Source organism: Limosilactobacillus avistercoris, from assembly GCF_014836425.1.
Taxonomy (GTDB): Bacteria; Bacillota; Bacilli; order Lactobacillales; family Lactobacillaceae; genus Limosilactobacillus; species Limosilactobacillus agrestimuris.
In genome coordinates, this window is sequence record NZ_JACSQW010000002.1 from 107,463 (window position 1) to 129,196 (window position 21,734).

At 40.4% G+C, this 21,734-nt stretch carries 21 protein-coding genes; 19 read left to right on the forward strand and 2 right to left on the reverse strand.

What is annotated here, in order from left to right; translation table 11 throughout:
* Nucleotides 1–14 precede the first annotated feature (14 nt).
* The 6 genes from rnpM to ribF all read left to right on the forward strand — a co-directional run bounded on the left by rnpM (nt 15) and on the right by ribF (nt 5,242).
* Entirely contained in the window at nt 15–317 is a 303-nt protein-coding gene (gene rnpM / locus H9564_RS01255; RefSeq protein WP_191683762.1) for an RNase P modulator RnpM, read from the forward strand.
* Nucleotides 307–618, forward strand: coding sequence for a L7Ae/L30e/S12e/Gadd45 family ribosomal protein (locus H9564_RS01260; protein ID WP_191683763.1), 312 nt, complete (start codon nt 307–309; stop codon nt 616–618). Before rnpM ends, H9564_RS01260 begins: the two co-directional genes overlap by 11 nt.
* Nucleotides 619–631: 13 nt before the next feature.
* Nucleotides 632–2,920, forward strand: coding sequence for a translation initiation factor IF-2 (gene infB, locus H9564_RS01265; protein WP_191683764.1), 2,289 nt, complete (start codon nt 632–634; stop codon nt 2,918–2,920).
* A gap of 15 nt (nt 2,921–2,935) precedes the next feature.
* Nucleotides 2,936–3,301: a 30S ribosome-binding factor RbfA gene (gene rbfA / locus H9564_RS01270; RefSeq protein WP_191683765.1), complete on the forward strand. Its 366-nt coding sequence runs from the start codon at nt 2,936–2,938 to the stop codon at nt 3,299–3,301.
* A 61-nt stretch (nt 3,302–3,362) separates the two neighbouring features.
* Nucleotides 3,363–4,262 carry a tRNA pseudouridine(55) synthase TruB gene (gene truB / locus H9564_RS01275; protein WP_191683766.1) on the forward strand — a complete coding sequence of 300 codons (900 nt, stop codon included), beginning with the start codon at nt 3,363–3,365 and terminating at the stop codon, nt 4,260–4,262.
* Nucleotides 4,263–4,276: 14 nt separating this feature from the next.
* Nucleotides 4,277–5,242 (forward strand): riboflavin biosynthesis protein RibF, encoded by a 966-nt coding sequence (gene ribF / locus H9564_RS01280; RefSeq protein WP_191683767.1) that lies wholly within the window; start codon nt 4,277–4,279, stop codon nt 5,240–5,242.
* A gap of 54 nt (nt 5,243–5,296) precedes the next feature.
* On the opposite strand, the gene H9564_RS01285 is transcribed toward ribF, so the two are convergent.
* Nucleotides 5,297–5,668: a hypothetical protein gene (locus tag H9564_RS01285; RefSeq protein WP_191683768.1), complete on the reverse strand. Its 372-nt coding sequence runs from the start codon at nt 5,666–5,668 to the stop codon at nt 5,297–5,299.
* A gap of 115 nt (nt 5,669–5,783) precedes the next feature.
* On the opposite strand from H9564_RS01285, the gene hrcA reads away from it, so the two are divergent.
* The 6 genes from hrcA (at nt 5,784) to H9564_RS01315 (ending at nt 13,300) form a co-directional block, all read left to right on the forward strand.
* On the forward strand, nt 5,784–6,833 hold the full coding sequence (gene hrcA, locus H9564_RS01290; RefSeq protein ID WP_191683769.1) for a heat-inducible transcriptional repressor HrcA: 1,050 nt from the start codon (nt 5,784–5,786) through the stop codon (nt 6,831–6,833).
* Nucleotides 6,834–6,845: 12 nt separating this feature from the next.
* Complete coding sequence (gene grpE / locus H9564_RS01295) at nt 6,846–7,418, forward strand: nucleotide exchange factor GrpE (RefSeq protein WP_191683770.1); 573 nt, start codon at nt 6,846–6,848, stop codon at nt 7,416–7,418.
* Nucleotides 7,419–7,439: 21 nt separating this feature from the next.
* Nucleotides 7,440–9,311, forward strand: coding sequence for a molecular chaperone DnaK (dnaK, locus tag H9564_RS01300; protein WP_191683771.1), 1,872 nt, complete (start codon nt 7,440–7,442; stop codon nt 9,309–9,311).
* Between the two features lie 121 nt (nt 9,312–9,432).
* Nucleotides 9,433–10,587, forward strand: coding sequence for a molecular chaperone DnaJ (dnaJ, locus tag H9564_RS01305; RefSeq protein WP_191683772.1), 1,155 nt, complete (start codon nt 9,433–9,435; stop codon nt 10,585–10,587).
* A 158-nt stretch (nt 10,588–10,745) separates the two neighbouring features.
* Nucleotides 10,746–12,581: a translation elongation factor 4 gene (gene lepA / locus H9564_RS01310; protein WP_191683789.1), complete on the forward strand. Its 1,836-nt coding sequence runs from the start codon at nt 10,746–10,748 to the stop codon at nt 12,579–12,581.
* 470 nt (nt 12,582–13,051) lie between these two features.
* On the forward strand, nt 13,052–13,300 hold the full coding sequence (locus H9564_RS01315) for a cytochrome b5 domain-containing protein (RefSeq protein WP_191683773.1): 249 nt from the start codon (nt 13,052–13,054) through the stop codon (nt 13,298–13,300).
* A gap of 76 nt (nt 13,301–13,376) precedes the next feature.
* On the opposite strand, the gene H9564_RS01320 is transcribed toward H9564_RS01315, so the two are convergent.
* Complete coding sequence (locus H9564_RS01320; RefSeq protein WP_191683774.1) at nt 13,377–14,186, reverse strand: Cof-type HAD-IIB family hydrolase; 810 nt, start codon at nt 14,184–14,186, stop codon at nt 13,377–13,379.
* Nucleotides 14,187–14,351: 165 nt separating this feature from the next.
* Between H9564_RS01320 and H9564_RS01325 the strand changes: the two genes are divergently transcribed.
* The 7 genes from H9564_RS01325 to H9564_RS01355 all read left to right on the forward strand — a co-directional run bounded on the left by H9564_RS01325 (nt 14,352) and on the right by H9564_RS01355 (nt 21,650).
* Entirely contained in the window at nt 14,352–15,725 is a 1,374-nt protein-coding gene (locus tag H9564_RS01325) for an RsmF rRNA methyltransferase first C-terminal domain-containing protein (protein WP_191683775.1), read from the forward strand.
* Nucleotides 15,726–15,739: 14 nt separating this feature from the next.
* Nucleotides 15,740–16,606, forward strand: a complete 867-nt coding sequence (locus H9564_RS01330) for an SPFH domain-containing protein (protein ID WP_191683776.1) — start codon at nt 15,740–15,742, stop codon at nt 16,604–16,606.
* Nucleotides 16,607–16,623: 17 nt separating this feature from the next.
* The gene (locus H9564_RS01335) at nt 16,624–18,393 is read left to right on the forward strand and encodes a sensor histidine kinase (RefSeq protein ID WP_191683777.1); all 1,770 of its coding nucleotides are present in this window, start codon (nt 16,624–16,626) and stop codon (nt 18,391–18,393) included.
* Nucleotides 18,371–19,099: a LytR/AlgR family response regulator transcription factor gene (locus tag H9564_RS01340; protein ID WP_191683778.1), complete on the forward strand. Its 729-nt coding sequence runs from the start codon at nt 18,371–18,373 to the stop codon at nt 19,097–19,099. The genes H9564_RS01335 and H9564_RS01340 overlap by 23 nt, the downstream gene beginning before the upstream one ends.
* 388 nt (nt 19,100–19,487) lie before the next feature.
* Nucleotides 19,488–19,892: a CidA/LrgA family protein gene (locus H9564_RS01345; RefSeq protein WP_191683779.1), complete on the forward strand. Its 405-nt coding sequence runs from the start codon at nt 19,488–19,490 to the stop codon at nt 19,890–19,892.
* 15 nt (nt 19,893–19,907) lie between these two features.
* A complete protein-coding gene (locus H9564_RS01350; RefSeq protein ID WP_191683780.1) occupies nt 19,908–20,648 on the forward strand; it encodes an LrgB family protein in 741 nt (246 codons plus the stop codon).
* A gap of 30 nt (nt 20,649–20,678) precedes the next feature.
* Nucleotides 20,679–21,650, forward strand: coding sequence for an L-lactate dehydrogenase (locus tag H9564_RS01355; protein WP_191683781.1), 972 nt, complete (start codon nt 20,679–20,681; stop codon nt 21,648–21,650).
* Nucleotides 21,651–21,734: the final 84 nt, after the last annotated feature.

Genomic DNA, 21,734 nt, shown 5'->3' on the forward strand with positions numbered 1-21,734 from the left:
GCGGGGTGAAATAAATGAAAAAGAGAAAAGTACCGATGCGAAAAGATATTGTTACTGGTGAAATGATGCCTAAACGACAATTGATCCGGGTAGTAAAGAACAAGGAAGGTGAAGTCTCAATCGACCCAACCGGTAAGAAGTCCGGTCGGGGTGCATACATCGCAGTTGATGTTGAGATTGCAAAGCGCGCAAAGGATGAAAAAACCTTTGAAAAAGCCTTTCATGTTAAAATGGATGATTCATTCTACGATGAGTTGATCCAATACACAGATCATTTGCAAGCGCGGCAAGCATTATTTGGTAACAATGAAAAATAATCAACAATCCGTTTTAAATTTACTCGGGTTAGCACGTCGCGCCAAACAAATTCAAAGTGGCGAAGGTAGTGTATTAAAATCAATTCAAACAGGAAAAGCCCAGTTTGTTTTCTTAGCAAAGGATGCTGGTTCAGCAACGATAAAAAAGTTTACAGATAAATGTAGCTTTTATCAGGTTTCGTTGTGTGAATCATTTACAAAGCAACAGCTAAGCCAAGCAATCGGACAGTCAAGAACTGTTATTTGTGTAACGCAATCTGGATTTGCAAGAAAGTTTGAGGAATTACTAACAATGAATTAAGGAGCGTGAGTACATGGCCAAAGAACGAATTTATGAATTAGCCAAAGAACTCAAGATGCCAAGCAAGAGCTTAGTAAAGGTAGCTAAGGATCAAGGAATGGATATTAAGAGCCACATGTCATCCGTAACTCCAGATCAAGCTCAAAAGCTGCGTCAAGTTGTTAAGGGAAACAATAATAGCAGCGGCCAATCTAAGCACCAGTCTCAAAAGCACGAGAAGAATTCTCAAGCTAAGGCTAGTCATAAAGATAACCAACGTCCAACTAGCAAGCCTAATAACCATAACAACAAGAAGAATGAACATCATGATCACAATAAGAAACATCATGAGAATAATAACTATTCTTCAAAGCAAAATAATCAAAACAATAACCGTCACCAAAATGACAACAACGGTCGCTTTGGCGGTAGCTTAAATGAATCTGGTCGAAAGGGTAAACGATTCAATAAGAAGAACAAGAAGCGGAATAAGAAGCACAATAACAATGGTCGACTTCGTGAGGTTAAGCACCAACAACCAACTCAACGGAAGGATAAGCCGTTACCAGATGTTCTTGAGTACACCGAAGGGATGAATGCTCAAGATCTTGGTAAGATTTTACACCGTTCACCAGCTGAAATTATTAAGAAGCTCTTTATGCTTGGTGTAATGATTAACCAAAACCAATCCTTGGATAAAGATACAATTGAACTGTTAGCAACAGATTATGGAATCGACGCTAAGGAAAAGGTTGAAGAAGATATTTCTGATATCGATAAGATGTTCGAAGAAGAACAGAACAACACGGATCACCTAGTTAGTCGGCCACCAGTTGTTACAGTTATGGGGCACGTTGACCATGGTAAGACCACGTTACTAGATAAGCTTCGTCATTCCCACGTTACTGAACATGAAGCCGGTGGAATTACCCAGGAAATTGGTGCCTACCAAGTTCACTACAAGGATAACTTGATCACATTCTTGGATACCCCAGGACACGCGGCCTTCACCGAAATGCGTGCGCGTGGTGCTAACATTACTGATATTACTGTATTGGTTGTTGCCGCTGATGATGGGGTTATGCCACAAACTGTTGAAGCAATCCACCACGCTCAAGCTGCTAAGACACCAATCATTGTTGCTGTTAACAAGATTGATAAGCCGGGTGCTAATCCAGAACGAGTAATTGAAGAATTAGCTAAGTATAACTTAATCCCAGAAGACTGGGGTGGTGACACCATCTTTGTTAACATTTCAGCTAAGTTTGGTAAGAATATTGATGAATTACTTGATATGATTCAACTTCAAGCTGAAATGATGGAATTGAAGGCTAACCCAGAACAAAATGCTGCTGGTTCTGTAGTTGAAGCTCGTCTTGACCAAGGTAAGGGTTCAGTTGCTACTGTCCTTGTCCAACAAGGAACCTTGCATGTCGGTGATCCAATTGTTGTTGGGAATACCTATGGGCGTGTTCGGACCATGACAAATGAAAATGGTCGACGGATCAAGGAAGCAACACCATCAACCCCAGTGGAAATTACTGGTCTAAATTCTGTCCCAGAAGCTGGGGACCGGTTTGTTGTCTTTGATGATGAAAAGACTGCCCGGGCTGCTGGTGAAAAACGTGCCGAACAAGCACAAGAAGAAGAGCGGAAACGGACTTCTCACGTTACTTTGGACAACTTATTTGATACGATGAAGAAGGGGCAAATGAAGACTCTCCCATTGATCATTAAGGCTGATGTTCAAGGATCAGTTGAAGCATTAAGCCAAAGTCTCCAAAAGATTAAGGTCGATGGTGTTCGGGTTGATATTATTCACCAAGCCGTTGGTGCAATTAATGAATCTGATGTTACATTGGCCGAAGCTTCAAATGCGGTTATTATTGGTTTCAATGTTCGCCCAACATCCCTTGCTAAGTCATTAGCAGATTCCAATAAGATTGATATCCGTCTTCACCAAGTTATCTACAATGCAATTGAAGAAGTTGAAGATGCTATGAAGGGGATGCTTGAACCTGTCTACAAAGAAGAAACAATTGGTCAGGTTGAAGTACGGCAAATCTATAAGGCATCTAAAGTTGGAACAATTGCTGGTGGAATGGTTACATCCGGTAAGATTACCCGTGACGCAAAAGTACGGTTAGTTCGTGATGGAATCGTTGTTTACAGTGGTGAACTTGGTAGCTTGAAGCGGTTTAAGGATGACGTTAAGGAAGTTAAGTCTGGCTTTGAATGTGGTTTGACAATTCAAAACTACAATGACATCAAGGAAAATGATGTTATTGAAGCTTACCAAATGAAGGAAGTACCAGTTAAGTAAACCGAGGTGAATAAAATGCCTAACAAACAATATCGTGTTGATCGGTTATCTCAAGAAATTCAACGAGACGTTGACGAAATTCTTTTGAAACGGGTTCGCGATCCTCGTGTACAAGGAGTAACCATTACTGGAGTAGATGTTACTGGAGATCTTCAACAGGCAACTATTTACTACAGTATCTTGTCTGACAAGGCTTCTGATATGGAAAAGACTCAAGCTGGTTTAGACAAGGCAACCGGTTTGATTCGGAGTGAATTAGGTGCACGGTTAAACATCTTTAAGACACCCGAAATCAAATTTGAACGAGACAAGTCAATTGCTTATGGAAGTCGAATTGATCAATTGATCAACAAGCTTCACCAGCAAGAACAAGATAAGTAATTAAGGATGAACGGGCTGGGAGGAACGACTCCTTGGCCCGTTTTTTATGGAGTGAAAGCGGATGGACGGAATTATTCCTTTATACAAAGAACGGGGAATGACAAGCTTTGATTGCGTAAGTCGATTACGACGAATTTTAAAAACTAAAAAAATTGGTCATTCCGGAACGTTGGATCCCTCAGTTGATGGTGTTTTGCCAATCTGTGTGGGAAATACAACTAAAGTAGTAGAATACCTGATGCAGTCTGGAAAAGAATATCAGGGTGAATTAGTAATCGGTAAAGCAACGACAACCGAAGATTTTGATGGTGATGTTGTAGAAACAAAGCCAGTTGAAGCGCCAATTAGTGATGAAAAAGTTAAGGCTGCGATGGAGAAAATGACGGGGGAGATTATTCAAATCCCCCCGATGTATTCAGCTGTAAAGGTTAACGGGAAACGCCTTTATGAATATGCCCGTGCTGGTGAAAAAGTTGAGCGACCTCGCAGGAAAGCAACAATTAGTGAATTTGCAATGTGCCGGAATGAGTATGATGATATGGCTCAAGAGCAACATGTTTACTTCAAAGTAAAATGTAGCAAAGGAACCTACATCAGGACGCTTGTTGCTGATTTAGCCCGTGCTCTTGGCTATCCCGGCGCAATGAAGTGGTTGACGCGGCTAGAAAGTGGTGGCTTTACGCTTGACCAAACCATGAGTTTAAACGATGTCCAAGATGCAGTTGCTCACCAGACAATTGATCGGCACCTTTACCCGATCGACTATGCCTTGAAGGAGTATCCATCGGTGGAATTAACCGAAGATCAATGGCAAGCTGTTCAGCATGGTGGATGGTTGAAAAAGGATGAATTATCAACGACTGCCAATGAAGTTGTTTTAAAATATAATGGTTCAACTAAGGCCTTATATCATTTGACCTCTCAAGGGTATAAACCAACAAAAATGTTCTCAGTAAAATAAAGGAGGAAGGACTAGTGGAAGTTGTAAAAATCCACCATCCATTGCAAAAAAATTTAGTTCCTACAGGACAAGTAGTTCTAGCAATGGGCTTTTTTGACGGTGTTCACCGGGGCCACCAGCAAGTAATTGAAACTGCCAAAGAAATTGCTAATAAAGAAGGCCTTCCTTTAGCTGTCTTAACTTACGATCACGCTCCTGGAATTGTTTATCGACAGTATCCCGGTGGCTTTAAATACTTGTCGACAACCACCCGAAAATTGTCTCTATTAAGACAGCTTGGTGTTGACTTAGTATATCTCGTTAGCTTTACTTCTGCTTTCGCTAGTCTTTCACCCCAGGAATTTGTTGACCAATATTTGATTGGCTTTCATGCCGATACAGTGGTAGCAGGCTTTGATCATACTTATGGTAAAGCAGCAGTTGCAACCATGGAAAAATTACCGGAGTATGCCAAGGGACGTTTTAATGTGGTGACTGTCCCTAAATTTACCGGTAAAGGTGAACAAAAGATTGGTTCAAGTACTATTCGTAAGACAATTGATAACGGTAATATCGAAGTAGCTAACCGGATGCTTGGATACCGATATATGACAACGGGGATTGTTGTGCATGGATTAGCGCGAGGGAGAAGTTTAGGTTTTCCGACGATTAATGTAGAAACGCCAGAGGCTGAGCGTATTCCCGGAATTGGTGTATATACGGTTCAGGTAAAAATCGACTCAAAGTGGTATGGCGGAATGGCAAGTGTTGGCCACAATATTACTTTTGGTGATCAGAATAAGCTTACAGTTGAAATTTTCCTCTTTGATTTTAACCAAATGGTCTATGGTGAAGAGGTACAAGTACGTTGGCTTTACTACCAACGTGGTGAGGTAAAGTTTAACGGTGCCGATGAATTGGTTGCTCAGATGAATCGTGATGAGCAAGCGTCACGCGAGTACCTTAAAAAGATGGATACTAAAAAGTATTCTTTAATATAGAAAAATAGGGTTCCAAAATTCGGCCTTTTTCCCGAGCTTTGGAGCCCTATTCTATTAATGGCGACTTGAACGGTGACCACTGGTTTGGTTAATCTTATGAACATGGCGTTTGAATTTTGTTCCACCATCAGAAATTAACCTAAAATGACGCATTTTAGCATTAAATGGACGGTTTGATAGGCGGATAGAAACCCAACGTCGTAGGATATCTGTCATCCCGTCAAGTTGCTTGAGCAGATGTTCGTCATCGCTCTTAACCGCTGCTTCACGAATGTCAGATTGAAGGCGACTAATTAAATTATTGTGGTAGTCCAAGAGCTCTTTAGTTAACGGAGCATTCCGGTAACTGTTAAAGAGCTTCTGGATAATTCGCATGGCGTCTTCAGGACCACTTGGTTGAATATATCGTTGCTTTTTATGCTTCATTGAAAAACTCCTAAATTTTCATTTGACGTTTCTTGACTTTTACTAACCAGATTGGTATATTATACATGTGTTTAGCACTTAACCCTATAGAGTGCTAAAAGGGGAAGTGATAAAAATGCTAACACAGCGTCAAAACAAGATCCTGCAAGCGATTGTACGTCAATATACCTCAACCGGTCAACCCGTTGGTTCAAAACACTTGGCTGAGGAATTACCATTTAAGGTAAGCCCAGCTACGGTTCGTAACGAGATGAGTATTCTTGAAGATAAGGGTTTCGTTGCTAAGGAACATTCGTCTTCTGGACGTGTTCCATCAAAAAAAGGTTACCGTTATTATGTTGACCACTTGCTTGATTCAGAAGCAATTACTAACAATGATTTAGTGGTAATTCAAAACTCGTTAGGAACAAGTTTCCAAAAGATCGATGAGATCATTTCGCACTCGGCTGATATTTTATCCGATCTTACTTCCTACACTACTTTTACCTTGAAACCCGAACAAGCGGATGTCCGTTTAAGCGGGTTTCGGGTTGTCCCGTTAGGTAATAGGAAAGTTATTGCTATTCTGGTTACCGATAGTGGGGATGTTGAAAGTCAGGCATTTACGTTACCGCGAAATTATGATACTGATGCACTTCAAGCAGTTATCCGAATGATTAATGATCAATTAGTTGGTCAACCATTGGCTGATGTAATGAAGCGGTTGAATGATGATATTCCGCTGCGGGTAATGCATTATATGCAAAGTGCGGATGGCTTCTTGGATCTTTTTGATAGTGTCGTGTCAAGGGCAGCACGTGAACAATTCTTTGTTGGCGGCCGATTAAACCTGTTAGATTTCTCAGAAAAGCATGATGCTGTAGACTTGCAAACATTGTATAGTCTGCTCGATCATAATGATCAATTATCACACTTACTAGATTCAAACGTTTCTGGTGATAAGGTAAGCGTTAAGATCGGCTCTGAGATTTCTAAGGATAAGGCCTTGGATAACTATAGTTTGATCACGGCAACCTATGATGTTGACCAATATGGTAAGGGTATTATTGCGGTGCTAGGTCCTACACGAATGTCTTATTCACGGACAATTGGGTTAGTGAATGCATTTCGTCAGGAACTAGCCAAACGACTTTTGGACTTTTACCGTCACTATTACGATTCATAGGAGGCGAGTCGATTGGCAGAAGACAAAGCTGCAAAGCAAAGTAAGGATGAAAAGCAAGCATCTAAGAGTGCTGCTCCTGAAAAGAATGATAAACTTGATGCTAAAGAGTTACAAAGTCAAGTAACGAAATTAAAAGACCAAGTTAAAGATCTACAACAACAATTAAGTGATAAGGATGATCAGTACTTACGAGCTGAAGCAGAGATTCAAAATATGAACACTCACTTTAAAAAAGAACGTGCTCAGTTATTAAAGTACGATGGTCAAGATTTAGCAAAATCTGTTTTACCGGTTTTAGATAACCTTAAGCGGGCGTTGACAATTGAAGTTCATGATGAAAATGGTCAACAGCTAAAGAAGGGGATCCAAATGGTTCACGATCACTTGATTAGTGCGTTAAAGGATCATGGAATTACGGAGATTGAAGCTGACGGTAAGCCGTTTGATCCGACCCTCCACCAGGCAGTGCAAACTGTTCCGGTTGAAGGTGATCAGAAGGCTGAAACAGTAGTTAAAGTACTGCAGGCCGGTTATCAATTAAAGGACCGGATTCTTCGTCCCGCAATGGTTGTAGTTGCACAATAAAAATAAGAGAGGGAATAAACAATGGCAAGTAACAAGATTATTGGTATTGATTTAGGTACTACTAACTCCGCCGTTGCCGTTATGGAAGGTAACGAGCCAAAGATTATTACAAATCCGGAAGGTAGTCGGACAACTCCATCTGTTGTCTCATTTAAGAATGGTGAAACTCAAGTTGGTGAAGTCGCAAAGCGTCAAGCGATTACTAACCCTAACACCATTTCATCAATCAAGAGTCACATGGGTGAAGCAGGATACACCGTTGAAGTTGACGGTAAGAAGTACACCCCACAAGAAATTTCTGCAATGATTCTTCAATACTTGAAGAAGTACGCTGAAGATTACATTGGTGATACTGTTGATAAGGCAGTTATTACTGTTCCTGCATACTTCAATGATGCCCAACGTCAAGCAACTAAGGATGCCGGTAAGATCGCTGGTTTGGATGTTAAGCGGATTATTAACGAACCAACTGCTTCATCATTAGCTTATGGTCTTGACAAGAAGGACAAGGATGAAAAGATCCTTGTTTATGACCTTGGTGGTGGTACTTTTGATGTTTCCATCCTTGAATTAGGTGACGGTGTCTTCCAAGTACTTTCAACTAATGGTGATACTCACCTTGGTGGTGATGACTTCGATAAGAAGATCATGGATTGGTTAATCGAAGGCTTTAAGGAAGAAAATGGTGTTGACTTATCTAAAGACAAAATGGCTCTTCAACGTTTGAAGGATGCTGCTGAAAAGGCAAAGAAAGACTTGTCTGGTGTTCAAGAAGCCCAAATCAGCTTGCCATTTATTTCTGCTGGTGAAAATGGTCCACTACACCTTGAAAAGACCTTGAGCCGTGCCCAATTTAATCAATTAACTAATGACTTGGTTGAACGGACTAAGCAACCAGTTATGAATGCCTTAAAGGACGCTGACTTGACCTTTGATGATATCGATGAAGTTATCCTTAATGGTGGTTCTACTCGTATTCCAGCCGTTCAAGAAATGGTTAAGGAATTAACTGGTAAGGAACCTAACCACTCCATTAACCCAGATGAAGCCGTTGCTCTTGGTGCTGCTATCCAAGGTGGTGTGCTTACTGGTGATGTTAAGGATGTTGTTTTGCTTGATGTTACTCCACTTTCACTTGGTATCGAAACCATGGGTGGTGTCTTCACCAAGTTGATTGACCGGAATACTACTATTCCAACATCAAAGAGTCAAATCTTCTCAACTGCTGCTGATAATCAATCGGCTGTTGATATTCACGTTCTTCAAGGTGAACGTCCAATGGCAGCAGATAACAAGACTTTAGGTAACTTCCAACTAACAGACATTCCTGCTGCTCCTCGTGGTGTACCTCAAATCAAGGTTACCTTTGATATCGACAAGAACGGGATTGTTAACGTTTCTGCTGAAGATCAAGGAACCCACAAGAAGCAAAACATCACTATTAAGTCTAATTCCGGCTTGAGTGATGAAGAAATTGAACGGATGAAGAAGGATGCTGAAGAACACGCAGCAGCCGACAAGAAGAAGAAGGAAGAAGTCGACTTGAAGAACGAAGTTGACCAAGAACTCTTCCAAGTTGATAAGACTCTAAAGGAAGTTAAGGGTAAGGTTTCTGAAGAAGATATCAAGAAGGCTGAAAGTGCTCGTGACGACTTGAAGAAGGCTAAGGAAAGCGGCAACTTAGATGACATGAAGGCAAAGAAGGACGCCTTAAACAAGGTTATCCAAGACCTTAGTGTAAAGCTTTACCAACAAGCCCAAGGTGCTCAAGGCGGTCAAACTGGCGCTGCCGGTAACAACGGTGCTACTGGAAATAACAATAATTCTGGTTCCGATGATGGTAAGACCGTTGATGGTGACTTCAAGGATGTTACTCCAGATGACAAGAAATAACGTCAGAGTACGTTAGTAAACAATTGTTAAAAGCCAAAGGCCGGGATGAGGACTTTGGCTTTTACTTTCGTTTATCACCTGTGGTATAACTAAACAAGCAATAAAAATGGAGGATCTCCGTATGGCAGAAGAAAGTTATTACGACATCCTAGGTGTAAAAAAGGATGCTTCGGAAAAAGAAATTAACCGTGCTTACCGGAAATTAGCCGCAAAATACCACCCAGATATTAACCACGAACCTGGTGCTGAAGAAAAGTTTAAGAAGATTAATGAAGCACACGAAGTCTTGAGCGATCCACAGAAGCGTGCTCAATATGACCAATTTGGTTCTGCTGGCCCTAATGCTGGTGCCGGTGGCGGTTTCGGTGGCTTTGGTGGTCAACAAGGTTACGGTGACTTTGCTGGTGGTGACTTTGGCGATATCTTTAGCCAATTCTTTGGTGGCGGTGGTCGTCGGCAAGCCGATCCAACTGCACCTCGTCAGGGTCGTGACTTACAGTATTCTATGACCCTGGACTTTATGGATGCTGTCTTTGGCAAGACCACGACGATCAAGTATGAACGGGATACCCAATGTGATGTTTGTCACGGGACTGGTGCAAAGCGTGGTAAGTCTCCTGAGACATGTTCACGTTGTCATGGTAGTGGGGCAGTATTTACCGTACGGCGGACACCACTTGGTAATATCCAGACCCAAACAACTTGTCCTGAATGTCACGGAACCGGGAAGATTATTAAGCCAGAAGATCAATGTACTAAGTGTCATGGTACAGGCCATGTTCATGAACGCCACGAATTAGAAGTTAAAGTTCCTGCCGGGATCGATGACGGTCAACAAATGCGTTTGGAACACCAGGGAGATGCTGGTGAAAATGGTGGCCCTTATGGTGACCTTTACATTGTGTTCCGGGTAACACCAAGTCGTGAATTCCGTCGAGATGGTTCGACAATCTATGTTGATCAAGATATTTCATTTGCTCAAGCCGCACTTGGTGATGAGGTGAAGGTAAAGACCGTTCATGGTGACGTTAACCTGAAGATTCCTGCTGGTACCCAATCAGAAACGAACTTCCGTCTCCGTGGAAAGGGTGTCCCACACCTAAATGGTAATGGTAACGGTGATGAACATGTGACTGTCCATGTTCATACGCCAAAGAGCCTTAACAAGCGTCAAAAAGAGGCCATGATGGCATTCGCTGCTGCTAGTGGTGAAGAAGTTAAGGGAGTTAAGAAGACTGTCTTAGATAAGCTTCGAGACGCATTTGAAGATAAATAAATGAGAAATAAGCTAGTAATTTCCGGTGGTTAATCGGGATTACTGGCTTATTGTATTTAAAGGTCCTGGTTTGATTAACTTTTCAAGCCAGTCCGGTCTTTGGTATACTAGTACTAGTTATTTTACAAGTTTAGAAAGTAGTGAACTAATTCATGACAATGGATTTTGATGAAATGAAAGAACGGCAAAAACACATTCGTAACTTTTCGATTGTGGCTCATATTGATCACGGGAAATCAACGCTTGCTGACCGGATCTTGGAAATGACAGATTCAATTAGTAAGCGCGAGATGAAGGATCAAATCCTTGATGATATGCCCCTGGAACGTGAACGAGGGATTACCATTAAGTTAAATGCCGTTGCCTTAACCTACCATGCTAAGGATGGACAGGATTATATTTTTCACTTGATTGATACTCCAGGACACGTCGACTTTTCCTATGAGGTTTCGCGTTCTTTGGCAGCTTGTGAAGGGGCAATCCTCGTTGTCGATGCTACACAAGGGGTCGAAGCACAGACCTTGGCAAATGTTTACCTGGCCTTGGATAATGATTTGGAAATTTTACCAGTAATCAATAAGATTGACTTACCATCAGCTGATCCTGAAGGAACAAAGAAGCAAATTGAAGACGAAATCGGCTTGGATACTGATGATGCCTTAGATGTTAGTGCTAAAACTGGTTTAGGCGTTGATAAGGTACTAGAAGAAATCGTCAAGAAAGTGCCAGCACCAACTGGTGACTTGAAAGCACCTTTGAAGGCTTTAATCTTTGATTCAAAATATGATGATTACCGTGGGGTTGTTCTTAGTGTCCGGGTATTTGAAGGAACCGTTAAGAAAGGCGATAAGATCCGCCTAATGAATAGTGGGACCGAATATGAAGTTGCTGAAGTTGGGATTAACTCACCAAAGCCACTTGCCCGGGATGTCTTGATGGCTGGGGATGTTGGTTACATTACCGCAGCGATTAAAGATATTAAGGATACCCGGGTTGGTGATACCGTTACAAATGCGGATAACCCAACTGACAAGCCACTGGAAGGGTACCGGCAAATGACCCCAATGGTTTACGCTGGACTTTACCCAACAGATAACGCGAAGTTTAACGATTTACGGGATGCGTTGGAAAAGTTACAGTTAAACGATGCAGCTTTAACGTTTGAACCCGAATCTTCGCAGGCACTTGGCTTTGGATTCCGGTGTGGGTTCCTTGGATTATTACACATGGATGTTATTCAGGAACGGCTTGAACGGGAATTTAACCTCGACTTGATTACCACTGCGCCTTCGGTTACTTACCATGTTGATCTTGCTGATGGTACAACAAAAGAAGTTGAAAACCCAGCTGAAATGCCCGATGCTTCGTCAATTAAAGATATTAAAGAACCGTACGTAAAGGCCTCTATTATGGTGCCAAACGATTATGTTGGGCCGGTAATGGAACTTTGCCAACGGAAACGGGGAATCTTTGAAACAATGGAATACTTGAGTGATACTCGGGTGAACGTGATTTACCATATTCCGTTGTCCGAAATCATCTTTGACTTTTTCGATAAGTTAAAGAGCTCGACCCGTGGTTATGCTTCCCTTGATTATGAGATTGACGATTACAAGCCAAGTAAGTTAGTGAAGATTGATATCCTCCTAAATGGGGATAAAGTTGATGCCTTGAGTTTTATCGCGCATAAGGACTTTGCTGCGGAGCGAGGACGTGATATTACTTCTAAGCTGAAGAAGATTATTCCCCGACAAAACTTTGAAATCCCAATTCAAGCTGCAATTGGTTCAAAGATTATTGCCAGGACAAACATTAAGGCTTACCGGAAAGATGTTACCGCACGGATTCATACCGGTGATCCTGATCGGCGGGCCAAGCTTTTGGAAAAGCAGAAGCGTGGTAAGAAACGGATGAAGGCTGTTGGAAAAGTTGATATTCCTCAAGAAGCCTTTATGGCTGTCCTGAAGACCGATGAAGAAGTGGATGAGAAGTAAAAAAATCGACGTTCCTTATTTTGGGAATGTCGATTTTTAATTTTGGCTAGAAATATAGTAATTGGGAAAGTTATCTGGTGTATAATATGAAATATTGATTTGAGGGAGGTAAGGAAATGAAGAAAAATATTTGGCGTCAGCTCTGGGATGTTCTTTCCCTCATTATTGCTGCAATTTTGTTGTATTATATTGTTACCTTTTTAGACGGTTTAATTAAGTAAAAAATTGAGGACCGCGATAACATGACATATCGTGATCCCCAAGTAGAAGTATTTAGCGAAAGTGATTGCAGAATCACCTTCTTTTTTATTATAACAAAATTTTTGATGCTTGTTGTATAAATAAACATTATTTAAGTGAAATTAATTTTTAGATTATTATTGTATTGTTAATGATCACTAATAGTAAGTGTTGAATTTAAAAGTGCTATAATAAATTTAACAATAAGTATCGGGAGGAGCTATTTTAGTATGACTACAAGGACGTTTTCCGCTGAAGAACTTGCAAAGTATAATGGCCAAGATGGTAATCCAGCCTATGTCGCTGTTGAAGGAAAGGTTTATGATGTTAGTAACGTTTCCGCGTGGCATAACGGAAAACATCATGGTAATTTGGCAGGGCATGATGTGAGTGCCGCAATCAAACGTTCACTTCATATGAAGCGGGTTCTTGAGGATTTACCAGTAGTTGGTAAGTTTACTGGCGATCCTGAAATTTAATAATTGACAGATAAAAAGGTCGACGAAATTTTACTTTTCATCGGCCTTTTTAATTTATAAGTCTAATTATAGAAAATTAGGCTAACTTTAAATAGTCTTGGAGGTATCTAGCTAAACCATTATGGTCATTATCAAGTGAGGTTACATCGTCTGCAATTGACTTAATTTCTGGAATGGCATTATTCATTGCGACACCACGACCAGCAGCATCAATCATTTCTTGATCGTTCTTTTCATCACCGAAAGCAATAATATGGGTTCGGTCGATCCCATACTGTTTAGCGATATAAAACATGCCAGATTCCTTATGAGTTCCACGATGGATTAACTCAAGAATATGGTATGGGCCGCCCCAGACCCGTGGTTCCACAAAGTCACCGTATTTTTCGTTAACGGCTTTGATGATCCGCTCTTTACTTCCTGGCTGGTATTCGATTGTCATTGCGATTGGGTCATCACTGAGGTTCTTTTTACTGAGGAGTTGCTCTGGCTTGAGCTTGTTTGGGAGAAACTCGGGAACATCTTCCGTTGCCTGGTTTGCCCAGAATCGTTCCTTACTTTCAACAGTGATTGTATCAATCCCTAATTCATTCTTATGTTCCAGAAGATCAAGGGCTAATTCTTTAGTTAATTCGACTTCATATTCTTTATCCCAGTTTTCGTGAGGAATATGAGTCAGGGCACCATTAAAATTAACCATTGGGGTTTTAATGCCAATTTGGTCATAAATATGTTGAGCAATTCGGTAAGGGCGCCCAGTAATAATACTGACGATGTGACCGTTTTTGGCCGCGGTCCGTAAAGTGTTGATTGTTTCAGTAGTTAATTTTGATTGATTATTTAATGTTGTTCCATCGAGGTCGATGGCAATTAGGTGTTGATCCATTGGAGTTGTCACTTCCTTTGATTTATTATTGCAAATAATTAAATATTATACCTGGAATTAAGGAAAAGTTAAATGAAATGCAAGAATGCGCTGGGGAAATGTTTAGGAACCGGCTAAAATAAGTTATAATTTGATTAAGATTAAATTGATGGAGTGATGAAAGAAATGCAGCTACCAAGTGCATTTAAAACTAAATACCAACATTTGTTAGGAGAAGAAGCTCCGGCATTTTTGAAAGTGTTAAGTACTGAGGAGAGTGTGAGTGGTTTTCGAGTTAACCCACTTAAGAAGGTCCTTCCGCAGGAAACAATCAACAAGGCTGAGGGGAAAGTTCCCTATGTTCCGACTGGGTATTATGGGCAAGTGAATGGGAAATCCCTTGATCACGTTACAGGATGGCTATATAGTCAGGAGCCATCGGCAATGTATGTCGGTGAAGTAGTCGATCCGCAACCGGGTGAAAAGGTACTTGATCTTTGTGCCGCACCTGGTGGAAAATCAACCCATTTAATTTCATTGATGAAGGATCAAGGACTGCTAGTTGCTAACGAAATCTTCCGGAAACGGGCACAAGTTTTAGCAGAAAATTTAGAACGGTGGGGGACTCGGCATACTGTAGTTACTAATGAAAGTCCGGAAGAATTAGAAAAACAGTTCCCCCACTTTTTTGACCGAATCCTAATTGATGCTCCATGTTCCGGAGAAGGAATGTTTCGGAAGGAACCAGCAGGAATTGAATATTGGAATCCTGATTACCCGGCGGAATGTGCTAATCGTCAACGAAAAATTATTGCTTCGGCAGTAAAGATGCTGAAGCCAGGTGGTGTACTGGTTTATTCGACTTGCACGTTTGCTCCTGAAGAAGATGAACAGAATGCTAGTTGGATTCTTAAAAATTACCCCGAGATGCGAATGGAAGAAATTAAAGCATATCCGGGGATGGATCATGGTCGTCCTGAATGGGCAGATGGTAATCCTGAACTAGCAAAGACAATTCGGTTATTCCCACACCATATTAAAGGAGAAGGTCACTTCATTTCTAAGTTCTGTTATGGAAGTGCACCAGTAGTGGATAGTTCAAAGAAAAAAGGACGGAAAAAGAAGAAACGGCAAAATAAGTATGGCCTAAGTAAGGAACAACAACAATTGTTTAATGATTTTCGGCAAACGATAATTCCAGATTACAAGGCAAATAAATTGATCTTATTTGGGGAGCAACTTTATGACTTGCCGGCAGGGATTAGTGAAATTGATGACCTGAATATTCTTCGTCCAGGTTTGCATCTCGGAACATTTAAAAAACGGCGATTTGAACCATCGTTGGCCCTAGCGTTTGCTTTGAAACCAGAGGATACTAAAAAATCTCTAGAAATAGGTAGAGAGCAGTGGCGTCGGTATGTTCATGGTGATACCTTTACAATTAAGGAGCAGTTACCTAATGGGTGGTACTTATTAATTTGTGATAACCATCCCTGTGGTTTTGGTAAGTTAGTTCAAGGAACAGTTAAGAACTTCTACCCAAAGGGATTACGGTTTTAGGGGGATGAAATAAAATGAAGGAAAAACAGGCATTTCATGTTAATGGTTATCTCGGCCTACTAGTGGCAATCCTTGGAGGCTTGGTTGGCCTTTGGCTGATATATAGTGGTTTTCGCTTAGGCCACCTACTAACAATGGTTGTTGGCATCATCTTAGTTATTCTTATTTTAATTTTGGCAAGTAGCTTAACCATTATTCAACCAAACGAAGCTAAGACATTAACATTCTTTGGTAATTATATAGGAACTATTCGTGATGCTGGCTTGTTTATGACGGTACCGTTTACTGATAAAGAACCCGTTTCTCTTCGGGTACGGAACTTTAATAGTCAAATTCTTAAGGTAAATGATTCTAAAGGGAACCCGGTTGAAATTGCAGCGGTAATAGTCTTTAAAGTAGTTGATACCGCTAAGGCACTGTTTTCGGTTGATGATTATGAGCAATTTGTACAAATCCAAAGTGAATCAGCAATTCGTCATGTTGCCAGTGAATACCCGTATGACACGTTTGAAAATGAAAACGCGTTAACCCTGCGGAGCAACCCAACCGAGGTCTCAGATCGGTTAGCAAGTGAGTTGCAGGAACGGCTAAACGTTGCTGGAGTTAAGATTATTGAAACCCGGTTGACTCACTTGGCTTATGCAACCGAAATTGCTAGTGCAATGCTGCAAAAACAACAATCATCTGCCATCCTTTCAGCAAGAAAAATTATTGTTGAAGGTGCTGTATCAATTACTGAAGATGCGATTGATCGCTTATCAAAGGAAGCAAACCTAGAGTTAACTGATGAACAGCGTCTTCAAATTATCAATAATATTATGGTGGCGATCATTAGTGAACGGGGAACCCAACCGGTAATTAATACCGGAACCCAACAGTAATCGGGGCTAGAAAACACATGCTATATTTAACAATTTTAATGACCGAGCGGGTCGGCTTTGTTATTATTTGTGCCTTCCTTCTTGTTAATATTTCTGCATTTCGGCGGTGCTTGTTTGCCCAAACGATTACCGCAAAATTACAATTAGTGGTAATTTTCTCGCTTTTTGCGATTATGGCGAATATTACCGGGATTGAAATTGATCCAGCTAATGAATTACATAATAAGGTTATTCTAACTGCCGTATCGCATGATTATTCAGTAGTGAACGCGCGTATTCTTGCTGTTACGACAGCGGGAATTATTGGTGGCCCCTGGGTAGGAGGTTCTGTTGGTTTAATCGCTGGGCTCCACCGAGCATTTCAAGCCGGGTTTGCCAGTGAGGCTTGGTTCTATATTCCAAGTTCGACTTTAATTGGTCTCCTTTCAGGTTACCTATATAAAGATAAAAATAGTTCCTTTACTGTTATGACACCATGGCGGAGCTTTATCGTTGGGTTATCAATGGAATCAATCCAGATGATCTTTGTTTTCCTCTTTAGTCCAACTGGTTGGCTTCTTGTTCGCTATATTGCAATTCCGATGATTTTGATTAGTTCTTTAGGGACGTCAATTTTTATTTCGATTATTACAATGTACCTTCGCCAAGAGGAGGAAACTCGGGCAACCCAAACTCACTCGGTTTTAAAATTAACCAATCAAACGTTGCCATATTTCAGAAATGGTCTTAACCTTAAATCAGCTCAGCAAGTTGTCCGCATTATTAAAAAGTACACAAATTTTGATGCAATTAGTATTACTGATCGCAATACAATTCTTGCTCATATCGGCGCAGGAAGCGATCACCATATTTCTGGAAAGACAATGGTAACAACCTTGTCCGAATCCGTTATTCAAAGCGGCCAGGTAAAGGTTGCAAGAAATGCGGAAGAAATTGGGTGTTCCCATATTGATTGTCCTTTACAGGCAGCGATTGTCGTCCCGCTCCGGGTTGCAGATGGTGTTGTTGGGACATTAAAGATGTATTACACGGATAGTTGGAAATTGACGCCAGTTGAGATTCAACTAGCAACTGGGTTAGGAGAAATTTTTGCTAACCAAATTGCTTTAGGAAATGCGGAAATGCAGGCAAAACTAGTTCGTGATGCTGAAATTAAATCACTCCAAGCACAAGTAAACCCTCATTTCTTCTTTAACGCCATTAATACAATTAGTGCATTAATGCGACGGGATAGTGAAAAGGCGCGGCAGCTTCTTCTTCAGTTGAGTACGTATTTCCGCTCAAACCTTGTTGGTGCACGTGAGACACAGATAACATTAACGCAGGAGCGTCAACAGGTTAATGCTTACCTCAGTTTAGAAATGACCCGTTTTCCGAATAAATATGATGTTCAACTAAATAGCACCGTTAGTGATGATGTCTTATTACCGCCATTTATAATCCAAGTTTTAGTTGAGAATGCGTTAAAACATGCTTTTGGAAAACGAAAAACAGGAAATCATGTAATTGTAAACATTAATAACCAAAATGACCGATTAATAATTACGGTCAAAGATAATGGTCAAGGAATTTCCCCTGACCTAATAAAGCGTCTTGGACACCAAGCCGTACCGTCTGAGCATGGTTCAGGAACTGCATTGCATAACTTGAACCAACGGTTAATTGGATTGTATGGAGAAGATAGTTGCCTTCATTTTAAGAGTAGTGAGCAGGGAACAACTGTTATGATATCCATTCCATTTACTAAAAAGGGAGGACAAGTAAATGAAAGCCTTAATTGTGGATGATGAACCACTAGCGCGGGATGAACTACATTATTTACTGGAACAAAATGACCTAATTAATGAAATTAATGAAGCTGATGGAATTAATGAAGCTCGAGAAAAGGTTGAAAAGAATCGGCCTGACCTAATTTTCCTGGATATCCAATTAGATGATGGTAGTGGAATGGCTTTTGCTAAAAGACTAAAGAAGATGGATGATGGTCCCTACATTGTCTTCGCCACGGCATATGATCAATATGCTTTGGATGCTTTTGAGGCTGATGCGATTGATTATGTTTTAAAGCCGTTTGAACAGGAGCGAATTGATGATGCGGTAAACCGGGTTGCTAAGTTATTGAATAATAACCAGTATAATAATGAAGTTACTCCTCAGCAGAAGAACCCCCGAATTTCGTTAACCAATGATGAACGAACAATTGTTATTCCAAAACGAGATATTCTTTATGTTCAAGCGCAAAACGGAAAAGCGGTTGTTCATACTGAGAAACAAGAAATAATTAGTAAACAAACGTTAAACAGCATGATTAGCTTGCTAGATCCAAAAAGGTTTATTCGGGTTCATCGTGGCTTTGTTGTTAATCTTAATAAGGTGCACGAATTACAGCCAAGCTTTAACCATACTTATGAGCTAACTCTTGATGATGGAAGTAAAATTCCTGTAAGTCGGTCATTTGTTTCCGCAACGAAGCAAGCATTAGGAGTAAAGTGAAGTTAGATTACTAAAAAGAAAGAAGATCGTGATAATAATTACATGGTCTTCTTTCTTTTTTAATCATTAAACCCAAAAAGAAAAATCAATATTCGATCAATAGTGTACAAATATATTTAAGGATAATTAAAAGTAATTATATTGATATACCAGCATTTGATGAGAAGGCTTTTAATAGGAGTGATTATATATTTTTGAAATTGTAAATAGGTTAACAAGTTTTAAAGGCATTTCATCCCTCGTATAGGGCATTTCATCTTAAAATATTGCTATTTAAGTGTGAAAACGAACACAAATCGTAAGAAAAGTGTAAATTATGTAATTGAAGAGGCGCTTTAGAACAACGCCGAACAAAATTTATTTTTATTTCTGTGGGAGGGAATAAGTTATGGAAAAGGACAAACAACCTAAGGATTCCAACATTTATGTTCAAATGGGAATCTTTGCTGCTATTTTATTTGTTTCTCAATTGATCTCTGATCTTTTTCCAAAGAGCTTTGTTGTACCAACTCCTTTAATTGGTATGGTATTGCTTTACATTCTGTTGGCATGTCACATTGTTAAGCTTCACCAAGTTGCTAAGTTTGGTGACTTTATGATCGGACTAATTGCATTCCTGTTCGTTCCATCAGGTATTCAATTAGCTGCTCACCTTGACATCATGAAGAAGGAAGGACTTCAAGATGTTATCGTAATCATTATTGCTACGATTATCATTCTTGTTGTTATTGCCTACGTTGGTGCCCTTGTTATGAGCATTCACCACAAGATCACTGGTACTAAAGAAGACTAGGGAGGCACAATAATTATGGCTAATACGATTGTTACAAATCTAGCATTACCATTTACTGGTATCTTCATTTCATTGATTGTTTACCTAATTGGTATGTGGTTAACAAAGATTAGTAATGGATTCTTCCTTTTTAACCCATTACTTGTTGGTATGGTACTTGGTATCGTTGTCTTAGCAATTTGGGCTAAGGGTACTGGTTCCACTACCGCTGCTGTTTACAAGAAGTTCTACCTTCCTGGTGGTAACATGATTTTCTGGTTCTTGAACCCAGCTACTATGGCCTTCGCTATTCCAGTTTACCGTGTTAACAACATCTTCAAGAAGTACTGGTTCGATATTATCGTAATCTGCTTCGTTGGTGGATTTATTTCATTGTTCCTTATCAACCTTGTATGTAAGTTGTTCGGTCTTTCTGCTGCTTCAACTGCATCAATGTTGCCACAAGCTGCAACTACTGCTGTTGCCATGCCAATCGCTGCTGGTGTACATGGTGTTCCAGCCGTTACTGCGATGGCATGTATCCTTAACGCCGTTGTTATCTACGCATTGGCTGAATTCCTAATTAAGATTCTTGGCTTGAAGAAGATTTCTGCAGTTGCTACTGGTTTAGGTTTAGGTTCTGCAGGACACACCGTTGGTTCTGTTAAGGCCCTTTCTCTTGGTGAAGTTCAAGGTGCTATGGCCGGTGTTTCTGTTTTGATTATTTCATTGGCTATGGATATCTTGGTACCAATCTACGCTCACTTATTCATGTAATTTAATTAATCATTAAGGAGAAACTGAATTATGTCAAAAAATCATCAAAAAGTTGTTCTTGTTGGTGACGGACAAGTTGGTTCAGCTTACGCCTATGCATTAGTTCAACAAGGCTTGGCTGAAGAATTAGCAATTGTTAACCTGTCAAAGGAACGTGCGGAAGGTGACGCCCTCGATTTAGAAGACGCAACTGTTTTTACTGCTCCTAAACAAGTTTATCAGGCTGATTATGATGCCTGTGCAGATGCTGACCTAGTTGTAATCTGTGCTGGTGCTGCTCAAAAGCCAGGCGAAACCCGTCTTGACTTAGTTGGGAAGAACCTCAAAATTATGGAGCAAATTACGAAGAGTATTATGGCTACTGGTTTTGATGGTATTCTCTTGTTAGCTACCAATCCAGTTGATATTTTGACCTACGCGGTACAAAAGATTTCTGGATTACCTACTAGTCGTGTTATTTCATCTGGTACTTCACTTGATTCAGCACGTCTTCGGATTGCTTTAGCTAAGAAGCTTGACGTTAGTCCATTAGATATTAGTGCTAATGTTATGGCTGAACACGGTGATTCAGAATTTGCTGCATATTCCAGTGCAACTGTCGGTGGCAAGCCTCTTCTTCAAATTTGTGAAGAAAAGGGTATCAGTAATGATGAATTGCTAAAGATTGAAGATGATGTACGTCATAAGGCTTACGAAATCATCAACCGTAAAGGCTTTACTGCATATGGTGTTGCAACTTGCTTAATGAGAATTACACGTGCAATTCTCCGGGATGAAAATGCTGTATTACCTGTTGGTGCTTATATCGATGGTGAATATGGTATTAAGGATAATTATCTAGGAACTCCAGCTGTAATTAGTGCATCTGGTATTTCAAAGGTAATCGAAGTTCCGTTGAATGAACGGGAGAGTGAAGCGATGGCTAAGTCATCTGAGGCTCTAAAGAAAGTTGCTACTGATGGTATGACTAAAGTTGGTTTAGTTAACTATTTAATCAAGTAGTAATATAGAGGCTGGGAAAAAACTCTCAGTCCAAAATGAAAGCCGGACGATGAATCAAATCTTGGTTCATCGTCCGGCTTCTTA

What these genes read in the sequence shown, in the direction of transcription:
- rnpM (WP_191683762.1), top strand. Translation starts at nt 15, where the DNA reads ATGAAAAAGAGAAAAGTACCGATGCGAAAAGATATTGTTACTGGTGAA.
- H9564_RS01320 (WP_191683774.1), bottom strand. Translation starts at nt 14,186, where the DNA reads ATGGATCAACACCTAATTGCCATCGACCTCGATGGAACAACATTAAAT.
- H9564_RS01260 (WP_191683763.1), top strand. Translation starts at nt 307, where the DNA reads ATGAAAAATAATCAACAATCCGTTTTAAATTTACTCGGGTTAGCACGT.
- dnaJ (WP_191683772.1), top strand. Translation starts at nt 9,433, where the DNA reads ATGGCAGAAGAAAGTTATTACGACATCCTAGGTGTAAAAAAGGATGCT.
- H9564_RS01325 (WP_191683775.1), top strand. Translation starts at nt 14,352, where the DNA reads ATGCAGCTACCAAGTGCATTTAAAACTAAATACCAACATTTGTTAGGA.
- truB (WP_191683766.1), top strand. Translation starts at nt 3,363, where the DNA reads ATGGACGGAATTATTCCTTTATACAAAGAACGGGGAATGACAAGCTTT.
- hrcA (WP_191683769.1), top strand. Translation starts at nt 5,784, where the DNA reads ATGCTAACACAGCGTCAAAACAAGATCCTGCAAGCGATTGTACGTCAA.
- H9564_RS01350 (WP_191683780.1), top strand. Translation starts at nt 19,908, where the DNA reads ATGGCTAATACGATTGTTACAAATCTAGCATTACCATTTACTGGTATC.
- dnaK (WP_191683771.1), top strand. Translation starts at nt 7,440, where the DNA reads ATGGCAAGTAACAAGATTATTGGTATTGATTTAGGTACTACTAACTCC.
- lepA (WP_191683789.1), top strand. Translation starts at nt 10,746, where the DNA reads ATGGATTTTGATGAAATGAAAGAACGGCAAAAACACATTCGTAACTTT.
- H9564_RS01330 (WP_191683776.1), top strand. Translation starts at nt 15,740, where the DNA reads ATGAAGGAAAAACAGGCATTTCATGTTAATGGTTATCTCGGCCTACTA.
- H9564_RS01345 (WP_191683779.1), top strand. Translation starts at nt 19,488, where the DNA reads ATGGAAAAGGACAAACAACCTAAGGATTCCAACATTTATGTTCAAATG.
- H9564_RS01355 (WP_191683781.1), top strand. Translation starts at nt 20,679, where the DNA reads ATGTCAAAAAATCATCAAAAAGTTGTTCTTGTTGGTGACGGACAAGTT.
- rbfA (WP_191683765.1), top strand. Translation starts at nt 2,936, where the DNA reads ATGCCTAACAAACAATATCGTGTTGATCGGTTATCTCAAGAAATTCAA.
- H9564_RS01340 (WP_191683778.1), top strand. Translation starts at nt 18,371, where the DNA reads ATGAAAGCCTTAATTGTGGATGATGAACCACTAGCGCGGGATGAACTA.
- H9564_RS01315 (WP_191683773.1), top strand. Translation starts at nt 13,052, where the DNA reads ATGACTACAAGGACGTTTTCCGCTGAAGAACTTGCAAAGTATAATGGC.
- H9564_RS01335 (WP_191683777.1), top strand. Translation starts at nt 16,624, where the DNA reads ATGCTATATTTAACAATTTTAATGACCGAGCGGGTCGGCTTTGTTATT.
- H9564_RS01285 (WP_191683768.1), bottom strand. Translation starts at nt 5,668, where the DNA reads ATGAAGCATAAAAAGCAACGATATATTCAACCAAGTGGTCCTGAAGAC.
- infB (WP_191683764.1), top strand. Translation starts at nt 632, where the DNA reads ATGGCCAAAGAACGAATTTATGAATTAGCCAAAGAACTCAAGATGCCA.